9 protein-coding genes and 1 pseudogene are annotated in these 10517 nt (G+C 67.2%); 4 read left to right on the forward strand and 6 right to left on the reverse strand.

Features of this window, described 5'->3' with window-relative positions; genetic code table 11:
• The first annotated feature begins 34 nt into the window (after positions 1-34).
• From AC5RWT_RS18350 to paaZ, 3 genes are all read left to right on the forward strand, one after another.
• Positions 35-634, forward strand: coding sequence for a GNAT family N-acetyltransferase (locus AC5RWT_RS18350; protein ID WP_494042677.1), 600 nt, complete (start codon positions 35-37; stop codon positions 632-634).
• Positions 631-1410: a tyrosine-protein phosphatase gene (locus AC5RWT_RS18355; RefSeq protein WP_494042676.1), complete on the forward strand. Its 780-nt coding sequence runs from the start codon at positions 631-633 to the stop codon at positions 1408-1410. The genes AC5RWT_RS18350 and AC5RWT_RS18355 overlap by 4 nt, the downstream gene beginning before the upstream one ends.
• A 158-nt stretch (positions 1411-1568) precedes the next feature.
• Positions 1569-3638: a phenylacetic acid degradation bifunctional protein PaaZ gene (paaZ, locus tag AC5RWT_RS18360; protein WP_494081405.1), complete on the forward strand. Its 2070-nt coding sequence runs from the start codon at positions 1569-1571 to the stop codon at positions 3636-3638.
• Here paaZ and AC5RWT_RS18365 read toward each other — a convergent pair.
• The 6 genes from AC5RWT_RS18365 to AC5RWT_RS18390 form a co-directional block, all read right to left on the reverse strand.
• On the reverse strand, positions 3619-4356 hold the full coding sequence (locus AC5RWT_RS18365; RefSeq protein WP_494042674.1) for a nicotinamide mononucleotide transporter: 738 nt from the start codon (positions 4354-4356) through the stop codon (positions 3619-3621). The genes paaZ and AC5RWT_RS18365 overlap by 20 nt on opposite strands.
• A gap of 24 nt (positions 4357-4380) precedes the next feature.
• On the reverse strand, positions 4381-5046 hold the full coding sequence (locus tag AC5RWT_RS18370; RefSeq protein ID WP_494081406.1) for a hypothetical protein: 666 nt from the start codon (positions 5044-5046) through the stop codon (positions 4381-4383).
• A gap of 136 nt (positions 5047-5182) precedes the next feature.
• Positions 5183-5812: a TetR/AcrR family transcriptional regulator gene (locus tag AC5RWT_RS18375; RefSeq protein ID WP_494042672.1), complete on the reverse strand. Its 630-nt coding sequence runs from the start codon at positions 5810-5812 to the stop codon at positions 5183-5185.
• Positions 5813-5908: 96 nt separating this feature from the next.
• Positions 5909-7246, reverse strand: a complete 1338-nt coding sequence (paaK, locus tag AC5RWT_RS18380) for a phenylacetate--CoA ligase PaaK (protein ID WP_494042671.1) — start codon at positions 7244-7246, stop codon at positions 5909-5911.
• Positions 7247-7310: 64 nt separating this feature from the next.
• Positions 7311-7814: a hotdog fold thioesterase gene (locus AC5RWT_RS18385; protein ID WP_494042670.1), complete on the reverse strand. Its 504-nt coding sequence runs from the start codon at positions 7812-7814 to the stop codon at positions 7311-7313.
• Positions 7815-7959: 145 nt separating this feature from the next.
• Positions 7960-10164, reverse strand: a complete 2205-nt coding sequence (locus AC5RWT_RS18390) for a S9 family peptidase (protein ID WP_494042669.1) — start codon at positions 10162-10164, stop codon at positions 7960-7962.
• 194 nt (positions 10165-10358) lie between these two features.
• On the opposite strand from AC5RWT_RS18390, the pseudogene AC5RWT_RS18395 reads away from it, so the two are divergent.
• A pseudogene (locus tag AC5RWT_RS18395) lies at positions 10359-10517 on the forward strand (1,2-phenylacetyl-CoA epoxidase subunit PaaA); the annotation flags it as partial.

Genomic DNA, 10517 nt, shown 5'->3' on the forward strand with positions numbered 1-10517 from the left:
GCCTCCGCGGTGCCTCCGGTTGTAGGCTGCTGGGATGGGCTTGTTCGAACCGCTGACGCTGACCGGCAGCCTGGTGAAGCTGCAGCCACTGCGCGTCCGGCACCTGCCTGAGCTCAAGGATGCGGTGCGCGACGGCGAACTGTGGAAGCTCTGGTACACGCAGATCCCGTCGCCGCACACCATGGAACTGGAGATCCGGCGGCGGCTGGAACTCCAGGACCAGGGCCAGATGCTCCCCTTCACCGTCCGCCGGCTCACCGACAACACGGTGCTGGGCATGACCAGCTTCTGCCATATCGACGAAGCCGCGCCGCGGGTGGAGATCGGCTACACCTGGAACCGCGCCAGCACGCAGGGGACGGGCACCAATCCGGACAGCAAGCTGCAGTTGATGGGACACGCCTTCGAGACGCTCGGCTGCTGTGCTGTGGAGTTCCGCACGGACCGGCTGAATCGCCAGTCCCGTGACGCCATCGAGCGGCTTGGCGCCCGGCAGGACGGCGTGCTGCGCCGGCATACCAAGATGCCCGACGGACGGATCCGCGACACCGTGGTCTACTCCGTGCTGGATTCCGAGTGGCCGGATGTTAAGGCCCGGCTGCGGAATCGGGTGGATAAGGATCGCACGCCGTGAGCGGCCGGAGGATGGATTCCGGCCCCGCCGGTTCCGGCGCACCGGAGGTCGGCGACGCCGCCCTCACACCGGAGCGGGGCACGGCGGCTTCCGGTGCGGTCGCCTGGGAAGGTGCGGTCAATGCCCGCCGCGTGGCGGGGGATATCTTCCGGATGGGTCGGGCGGAATGGCTGACGGCCGCAGGTTGGCAGCAGGCGTACGACGACGGCGTGCGCACCATTGTGGATCTGCGGAACCCGGGTGAACGTTCGCGCCGTCCGACGGATCCGGTGGTCCCGCCGGCGGCGCTGGAAAGGTTCACCGTGCTGAACCGGCCCACCGAAGAGCCCGGCCACCCGGAACTCGCAGCCGACGCGCCCTATATGAACCATCCGCGCTTCTACCTGGACAACGTGCGGATCTTCCCGCAGCTGATCGCCGAGGTTTTCCGCACGCTGGCGCACGCGGAGGGCGCCGTCGTCGTCCATTGCTCCGCCGGGCGGGACCGCACGGGAATGGTCTCAATGATGCTGTTGCAGCTCGCCGGAGTTCCCGCCGGGCAGATCGCTGACGCCCATGAGCTGGGCATCCGCGGCATCAACGACTGGCATCGGATCAGCCCCTACCGGCATCCGGTGGAGAGCTACCTCAGCGGCGACGAACTGGAAGCGCGGGTGGCGGACATGCGCGGCTCGCTGCTGCAGGTGCTGTCCCAGCTCGAGGTGGAACCGTTCCTGCTGCGCCATGGCCTGGCCCCGAGCGACGTCCAAGCGCTCCGTGCCCGGATGGCCGGCTGAAGGACGCGCAGGCTGTAAGGCTCCGCCGGCCGGGGGCTGTGCGCGGCGGCACGGTCATGTAGGCTAGGTACGTTACCGACCGACCGTTCAGTATTTTAAGTTCCCCGTCGGGCATCCGCGATCAGCGTCCGGCCCGGGAAGAGAAAGGGCTGTCAACGATGACCTCTACCGCCGTTGATGTCGAGATTGTTCCCAGCTACATTCAGGATGCGTGGTGGACGCCCGCCGGTGATGTTTCCGGCACCGAGGTCCGCGATGCCAGCACCGGCGATCTGCTGGCCCGGGTCAGCACCGACGGGCTGGACCTGGCCGCCGCCGTCGAGCACGGCCGCACGGTCGGCCAGGCCTCGCTGGGCAAGCTCACGTTCCACCAGCGCGCGCTCAAGCTCAAGGAGCTGGCGCAGTACCTGAACGCACGGCGCGACGTGCTGTACGAAGTTTCGCACCGCACCGGCGCCACCAAGATCGACAACATGATCGACATCGATGGCGGGATCGGCGTGCTGTTCACCTTCGGTTCCAAGGGTCGGCGCGAACTGCCGAACTCCCAGATCGTGGTGGACGGCCCGGCAGAGGTGCTGGCCAAGGACGGCTCGTTCATGGGCCAGCACATCTACACCCGGATTCCGGGCGTGGCGGTGCAGATCAACGCCTTCAACTTCCCGGTGTGGGGCATGCTGGAAAAGTTCGCCCCGGCCTTCATTGCAGGTGTGCCGACCCTCGTCAAGCCGGCCACCCCCACCGGCTACGTGGCCGCCGCCGCGGTGAAATTGATCATCGAGTCCAACATCCTGCCGGCCGGTTCGCTCCAGCTGATCTCCGGTTCAGCCCGTGACCTGCTGGACCATCTGGACTACCGCGACGCCGTGGCTTTCACCGGGTCCGCCTCCACCGCGAACCTGCTGAAGTCCCACCCGAACGTGGCGCAGGGCGGCATCCGCTTCACCGCCGAGGCGGATTCGCTCAACGCCGCGATCCTCGGCCCCGATGCGGTGCCGGGCACCCCGGAGTTCGACGCGTACATCAAGTCGCTGGTCACCGAAATGACCGCCAAGGCCGGCCAGAAGTGCACCTCCATCCGCCGGGCCATCGTCCCCAAGGACCGCATCCAGGATGTAGCCGATGCCGTCCGCGCCCGGATCGAACAGCGCGTCGTCGTCGGAGATCCGCGGGCCGAGGGTGTGACCATGGGTGCGCTGGCCTCGCTGGAGCAGCTCAACGACGTCCGCGCCGCGGTCCAAGCCATGGTCGACGCCGGCGGCGAACTGGCCTACGGCTCGCTCGATGCGCCGCAGGTCACCCGCGGCGACGGGACCGTGGGCGACTCCGAAGGGGCCTTCATGTCTCCGGTGCTGTTGACCTGGGCCGATCCGGAAGCCGAGGCCGTGCACTCACTCGAGGCCTTCGGGCCGGTCTCCTCCGTGATCGGCTATGAGGATCTGGACGACGCCGTGCGGTTGGCTGCGATGGGCGCGGGCTCGCTGGTAGCGACCGTGGCAACGAATGACCCGGACGCCGCCCGCGTGCTGGTGACCGGTATCGCCGCCCACCACGGCCGCGTGCTGGTCCTCAACCGCGAGGACGCCAAGACGTCCACCGGTCACGGTTCTCCGGTGCCGCACCTGGTTCACGGCGGTCCGGGCCGCGCCGGCGGCGGCGAGGAATTGGGCGGCATCCGCTCCGTGCTGCACCACATGCAGCGCACCGCCATCCAGGGGTCGCCGAACATGCTCACCGCCGTGACCGGTGTGTGGCACACCGGCGCCGACCAGAACTTCGACGACGTCCACCCGTTCCGCAAGAGCCTGGCGGAGCTGAAGATCGGCGATGCGCTGCGCTCTGAACTGCGCCAGGTCACGTTGGAGGACATCACGGCGTTCGCCAACGAAACCGGCGACACGTTCTACGCGCACACCAACCAGGAAGCCGCGGCCGCCAACCCGTTCTTCCCCGGCATTGTGGCGCATGGCTACTTGCTGCTGGCTTGGGGCGCCGGGCTGTTCGTGGAACCGGCGCCGGGACCGGTGCTGGCGAACTATGGCCTGGAGAACCTGCGCTTCATCACTCCGGTGGCTGCCGGGGACTCGATCCGCGTCTCGCTCACCGCCAAGCGCATCACGCCGCGGGAGACGGACGAGTACGGCGAGGTTGCCTGGGACGCGGTGCTGACCAACCAGAATGACGAGATCGTGGCGACCTACGACGTGCTCACGCTGGTGGAGAAGTAGCCGAAGCTCCTCCTGCCGCGTCCCCGGCGGCTTCGGCTCCGGGGACCGGCGGGTAGTACACCGCGGTGTGCCAGCGCCAGAACGCGAACAGCACCAGCAGCACGGTGGCGCCGTTCAGCAGTTGGGAGGTCGGCGGACTGGGAAACACCAGCGAGGTGGCCAGTTGCACCACGGCGAAAGCCAGCCACAGCCACCACGCCTCATAGATGCGGTGGGCCAGGCCCAGATACACCACCGCGACCACGGCTGCGTACAGCGCCTGCAGCACCAGGACGGTCATCAGGCCGCCTTCCAAGGGAAAGCCCGCTTGGACGTCGCTGGCCATGAACAACACGGTGGCAGCTGCCAGCACCAGCAGGGCCACACCCCAGTTCCGCCAGGTTGCCCGGCGGACTGTCACCGCAACCCAAGCGGCGCCGGGGTCATCCGGGTCAACGGGCAAGGCCGCGGCGCGCCAGCGCCATGCGCCGTAGCAGGGCAGCAGCAGCGCCACGAGGATGGAGGCGTTGACGAAGAAGGCGGCGCCGCCGTCGAAATTCGGGATGACGAGCAGCAGGAAGACCATCGCCTGCTGGATTAGCAGCACGGGCCAGGCCCAGCGTGTGCGGAGCCCGAACAGAAAGACGGCGAGCAGCCCGACCAGTGCCTGCAGATGGCCCACGGAAACCAGTGCGCCGGCAGAACCGTCCGGGACCTTCAACGCCATGATCCAGTCCATGCTGCCGACCTCCGCGTGGCGGGTTTACGCGGTCCGGCCAGATGCGCCGGTGCCGGGCGCGGCGGGATGGCCGGGATGCGCTGGAGGGAGCCGATGTTTGCTCCGCACCGGCCGCCGCATCGCGTGCTGCCAGGTCAGGTAACCGAAAACTTGGAGTCCTGCCGCGATCGCGCCATACAGGGAGAACCACAGCGGCGCGTTCTGGATGGTGGAGAGGAACATGGTGGCCAGCGAGAGCGCCACGCCCAGCCACCAGGACTGCGTGATCCCGTGCGCGAAGCCCAGGTACATGACCGCTGGAAGCGCGGCCAACAGAGCGGTGAACAGATACACCGGGCCGATCTCGGCTACCGGCGTCACGCCGGCGAACGCGTTCAGGAGGTACAACAGCAGCAACAGGCCGGCCCCGATTCCCCATTCACGGCCGTGCGCAGAGCGGAGCGGCACATGGGTGCCTTCGCGCCGGTACTGCGTCCATTTCCACAGGCCGTAAAGGGCGGCGGCCAGCACGAAGATGGTGCTGGTGTTCAAGCGTCCGTTGGGGATGCCGGTGGCCAGCAGGATGGCGGTGGCGGTCACAGGCAGCAGCCAGGCCCAGGGCACGCGGTAGGAGAACAAGACAATGGCCGCAATGGTGAGCGCCATATTCAGCGCCGACACCCACCAGGACACCCCATCCATATCGATCACGTCCCCATAACGCCGACTGGTTGACGTCAGCCTAGCAGGCGCGGACGGGGAATTCAGCAGGCACTTGAGGCCCGACGGAGAGAGCCTGCGGCGGACCCGCCGGGGCAGCTGCCGCGTTGGGGCAGTGCGGCTCGGGTCAGGCGATCACGCGGGCGGCGGCGGGCAGGTGGAGGCCGTCGAACATCATGGCGATCAGGTCGTCGGCGAGCTTCTGCGGCGTCAGCGGTCCGCCCGGTTTGTACCATTCGACGATGGAATTGATGGTGCCGAAGAGCAGCCGCGCAGTGGTCCGCGGGTCGATGTCTCCGCGGAGGGACCCTTCCCTGCGGGCGGCATCCACCAGCTCGGCGACGGTGTGGTCGAACGTGCGGCGGCGCTCCAGCGCGTCACGTTCGATCTCGGTGTTGCCGCGCAGGCGCAGCAGCAGGGTAACGTACGGGAGTTTGTCGCACAGGACCTGAACTGTTCCGCGCAGCACGAACTCCAGCCGCGCGTCCGCCCGGCCCGTGGACGCCGAAGGGTTTTCCAGGACGGCTTCCAAGCTGCCCAGCGCTTCTTCGAGGGCCAACCGCAGCAGGTCGCCCTTGGACGGAACATGGTGGTATATGGCGCTCTTGGAGATGCCCAGGTTCTCGGCGAGGATGCCCATTGAGGTGGCCTCGTAGCCGTGCTTGTTGAAGACGTTGACGGCGACGTTCAGCACCGACTGCTGGTCGTAGCCGGGGCGACCACGGCGTACTGTCTCCTGGTCCTTTGTCTTCACCATTGTTCTATTCTCCCACGACCGTTAGGTCGGTAATGCGGCCGGCGGGTGCTGGCCAGGCCGGGCACCCGCCGTCGTGCGTGGATCGTGCTTGGTCCGTCAGTCGTTGTCGCGCAGGTCGTAAACCCGGCGCAGCTTCCCGCTGGAGCGGGCCAGGGTGCCGGGGTCGGCGACCACGATCTTGCAGCTGGAACCGACGTGGATCTTGATCTGCCGTTGCAGCTCGCGGGATGCTTCGACTGCCATCGCGGCGGTGCAGTCCTCGCGGCGCTCGATCTTGACCGTCAGCTCGTCCATCCGGTGCGGCCGGGTGATTTCCAGCTGGAAGTGCGGGCTCAGGCCGGGGATGCGGAGGGCGATCTCCTCGATCTGGGTGGGGAAGAGGTTCACGCCGCGCAGGATGATCATGTCGTCCGAACGGCCGGTGATCCGGCCGATCCGGCGCATGTTCGGGCGGCCGGTGCCGGGCAGCAGCCGGGTCAGGTCGTGCGTGCGGTAGCGGATCACCGGCATGGCTTCCTTGGTGAGCGAGGTGAACACCAGTTCGCCTGCCTGGCCGTCGTCCAGCACCGCGTCGTTCAGCGGGTCGATGATCTCGGGGCGGAAGTGGTCCTCCCAAATGGTGGAGCCGTCTTTGAAGTCCACGCATTCACCGGCCACACCGGGGCCCATGACCTCGGACAGCCCGTAGATGTCGCAGGCGTCGATGTCCAGCTTGTTCTCCAGCTCGTGGCGCATCTCGTCGGTCCACGGTTCGGCACCCAGTACGGCGACTTTCAGAGACGTCTTGGCCGGGTCGAGTCCGGCACGCTCCATGGCGTCCACGATGGTCAGCAGGTACGTGGGGGTGCAGAGGATGGCGTCCGGTTCGAAGTCCTGGATCAGCTGGATCTGCTTCTCGGTCTGGCCGCCGGACATCGGGATCACCGTGCAGCCGAGCTTCTCCGCACCGTAGTGTGCGCCCAGTCCGCCGGTGAACAGGCCGTAGCCGTAGGCGTTGTGGACTTTCCAGCCCTTCTTCACGCCGGAGGCGCGGATGGAGCGGGCGAACAGCGTTTCCCAGTTCTGGATGTCCTTGCGGGTGTAGCCGACGACGGTGGCGCGGCCGGTGGTGCCGGACGAGGCGTGGATGCGCGCCACTTCCTGCTGCGGCACGGCGAACATGCCGAACGGGTAGGCCTGGCGCAGGTCTTCCTTGTCCGTGTAGGGGAACTTGGCCAGATCAGACAATTCCTTGAGGTCCTCGGGCCGCACCCCGGCGTCGTCGAACTTCTTCTTGTACATCGCCACCCGCTCGTAGGCGTAGGCGACGGTGTGCTGCAGGCGCTGCAGCTGCAGGGCTTCCAGCTCGTCCCGGCTCATCAACTCCTCGGGGTCGAGGGTGTCCTCGGCGGCGGGAGTGGTCTTGCGGGCTTTGGTGCCGGTGGTGGCGGTCATGGAACGGTCCTTCGATGCGGGGTCGGGCTGTGCTGCTCGGCGGGTGGCTGTGGGGGCTGCGGGATCAGGGGGCGGAGGGCTTGCGGGCAGGATTGGGCACGGTGCGGGAACGGCCACGGAACTCGAGGAGCACGTCAGCACCGCCTTTCGGGTTCTCCTGCGTGACGGTGATGTCATACAGACCGCTGCGCCCGGTCTGGTTGACCAGCCGGGCGTTGGCTGTCAGCAGCCGGCCGGCGAATCCGGGGTTGAGGAAATTCACGTCCACGCCGGAGGCCACTGTGATGGTGCTGCCGTCACCGTCCGGATCGTTGCACGCCAGCGCGAAGGCCACGTCCGCGAAGGCGAACACCATGCCGCCCTGCGCCATGCCGAAGCCATTGAGCATTTCCTCGCGCAGCCGCATCTGGATGACGACGTCGCCAAATTCCGCCTTCACGACTTCCACGCCCATCCACTGGGCGGCTCGGTCATCGACGAAGGCGGGATGCATGGGGCGCTCTCCCGGCTGCAGGACGTTGCCGTCCGCCGGATTCTCGCGGGAAGTGTCGACGTCGATGTCCGTCATGGAAGCCCCTTGCTTTTAATACCGAATGTTCATTAGGTAATCCTGATTTGTGATTCAAGTCAAGGCGGGCCCGAGGGAGAGCCGGTAGCGTCGGCCGGTGGTGTGGGCGGCGCCGCCGGGATGCGAGGGCGCCGCCCTGCCGGCGTTAGGCCAGCTCCGTGGCGCCGATCGCATCGAGGGCGTAGGCGTAATCCCACGCCCGGTCCTTCCAGGCCTCGTACCGTCCGGACGCGCCGCCATGGCCAGCGTCCATTTCGGTCTTGAGCACGATCGGATCAGAGCCGGTTCCCGTCTCCCGCAGGGCCGCCACCCATTTGGCCGGCTCGACGTAGAGCACCCGCGTGTCGTTGAAGCTGGTCACTGCCGCGATCTTCGGATAGGCCGCGGGACGCACGTTCTCGTACGGGGAGTAGGACTTCATGTAGGCGTAGACCTCGGGGTCGGTGATCGGGTTGCCCCATTCCTCCCACTCCAGCGCGGAGAGCGGCAGGTCCGGATCCAGGATGGAGGTCAGGGCGTCCACGAACGGCACCTGCGCCACGATCGCCGCGTACTTCTCCGGTGCCAGGTTGGCGATGGCACCCATCAACAGGCCGCCGGCCGAGCCGCCCATTGCTGCGATCCGCGCCGGGTCTGCCCAGCCGGAGGCCGCCAGCCAGTCGGTGGCGTCCACGAAGTCGGTGAAGGTGTTCTTCTTATGCAGTTTCTTGCCGTCGTCGTACCAGTGCCGGCCCATCTCGCCGCCGCCGCGCACGTGGGCCACCACGTAGACCACGCCGCGGTCCAGCAGCGAGAGCCGCGCGGTACTGAACGCCGGATCCATGCTGACCTCATAGCTGCCGTACGCATAAATCAGCGCAGGGTTGCTGCCGTCGCGCTGCACCGTGGCCTTGCGGACCACCGAGAGCGGGATTTTGGTGCCATCGGCCGCGGTGGCCCACTCCCGTGCGGCCACATAGTCGGCCGGGTCGTAGCCGCCGAGCACCGGCGTTTCCTTGCGCAGGTGCAGCGTGCCGGTGGCCAGCTCATAGTCGTAGATCCGGGGTGGGGTCAGGAACGAGGTGTAGGCCAGCCGGATGACCGGCGCCTCGTAGTCGGAACCGCCCACGCCGGCGGTGAAAAGCTCCTCGTCGAAGCCCGGTTCCACCGGAGCTGGCTGGGCTGCGCTTCCGAGGCCGGCCAGCGGCAGCACCTGCACACGCTCGATGGTGTCCTTGCGGATCGACAGCACCACGTGCGTGGAGGTGACGCCCGCGCCGTTGACCCGCACCCCGTCGTCGTGCTCCACAACGGTGTCCCAGTGCTGCGCTTCCAGCGGCTGCGAGAATTCCGACAGGTCCGCCAGCGAGACCATCGAGTTCACGGCGTCCTTATTGTGCGTGAGCAGCACCTTTTGCACCCCGTCCAGCAGGAACGGCTCGGCGTCGTAGAGCACCCGCTCGCTGCGCGGGATCAGCGTCTGCAGTCCGGCGTCCGGATGGGCGAAGTCCAGCAGCCGCGTCTCGGAGTATTCGGAGCAGCCGATGCCGATGACCAGGTGCCGGCGGTCGGCGGAGAGGTCAAAGCCCATCCACATGGCCGGATCGTCTTCCTGATAAATCACGACGTCGGAGTCCACCGATGTGCCGATGGTGTGCGCCTTGATCTGGTAGGGGCGCCAGGACTCATCCACCACTGTGTAGAACACGCGGCTGCCGTCGGGGTCGAAGGCGAGAGAGTAGAAGACGTTCTCCACGACGTCGTCCAACAGTTGGCCGGTGTCCAGATCCTTGATCCGCAACGTGAAGCGCTCGTCGCCGGCGTAGTCCGCGGCGTAGGCGTACAGCCGTCCGTCCTTGGTGACGGCCGAGCCGCCCAAGGAGAAGAACGGCTTGCCTTCCGCCTCCGCGTTGCCGTCCAGCAGGACCTGCTCACCGGGTACCGGCCGGCCGGCCTCAACCTGCGGGGGAGTCCAGTCCGCTGCCGGATCGCCGGTGTCCGAGGCCCGGACCCGGCACTGGATGCCGTACTGCTTGCCCTCTTCCATCCGGCCGTAGTACCACCAGCCGTCCTTGCGCACCGGCACGGACAGGTCCGTTTCCTGGGTGCGCTTCTTGATCTCCTGGAAGATCGCCTCGCGCAGCGGCTGCTGGTGCGCCGTTACGGCCTCCGTGTAGGCGTTTTCCGCCTGCAGGTGGGCCACGACGTCCGGGTTCTCCTTGTCCCGCAGCCACTCGTAGGGGTCCACGAAGGTGTCGCGGTGGTGGGAACGCTCGGTGGGAACCTTGCGGGCCACCGGCGGTTCGGGCCGGCTTGCCGGAGCAGAAGCCATGGGGGAGTCGCGGACGGTTTCGGCAGGGGTGTGCGTCATGGCACCAATATATAGAGCGCGGCCGGGCCGTCGGGCGGGTTTGGCTGAGGGTGGAAGAGCACAGCGGCGGCAACTTTGGCCCACGGTACGGCGATGCCCTGTTTCAGTCTTGACGCTCCCGGGAGGCCCATATATCCTGAACGAACGGTCGGTAATTATTTCGCGGCCGGACTACGTACAGTGAGGTGACCATCGTGGCAACGCATTCCGACGCCGGCGACCAGAAGTTGCACGCCGTGCCGTCCGCTGAGGACGAGGCCGGACAGGCCTACTTTGACAAGATCATTGCCGAGGATTCCCGGATCGAGCCGGCCGACTGGATGCCGGAGAAGTACCGCAAGACGCTGACCCGG

The organism is Arthrobacter sp. Dra40, assembly GCF_059091905.1.

What these genes read in the sequence shown, in the direction of transcription:
- AC5RWT_RS18350 (WP_494042677.1), top strand. Translation starts at nt 35, where the DNA reads ATGGGCTTGTTCGAACCGCTGACGCTGACCGGCAGCCTGGTGAAGCTG.
- paaZ (WP_494081405.1), top strand. Translation starts at nt 1,569, where the DNA reads ATGACCTCTACCGCCGTTGATGTCGAGATTGTTCCCAGCTACATTCAG.
- AC5RWT_RS18365 (WP_494042674.1), bottom strand. Translation starts at nt 4,356, where the DNA reads ATGGACTGGATCATGGCGTTGAAGGTCCCGGACGGTTCTGCCGGCGCA.
- AC5RWT_RS18375 (WP_494042672.1), bottom strand. Translation starts at nt 5,812, where the DNA reads ATGGTGAAGACAAAGGACCAGGAGACAGTACGCCGTGGTCGCCCCGGC.
- paaK (WP_494042671.1), bottom strand. Translation starts at nt 7,246, where the DNA reads ATGACCGCCACCACCGGCACCAAAGCCCGCAAGACCACTCCCGCCGCC.
- AC5RWT_RS18385 (WP_494042670.1), bottom strand. Translation starts at nt 7,814, where the DNA reads ATGACGGACATCGACGTCGACACTTCCCGCGAGAATCCGGCGGACGGC.
- AC5RWT_RS18390 (WP_494042669.1), bottom strand. Translation starts at nt 10,164, where the DNA reads ATGACGCACACCCCTGCCGAAACCGTCCGCGACTCCCCCATGGCTTCT.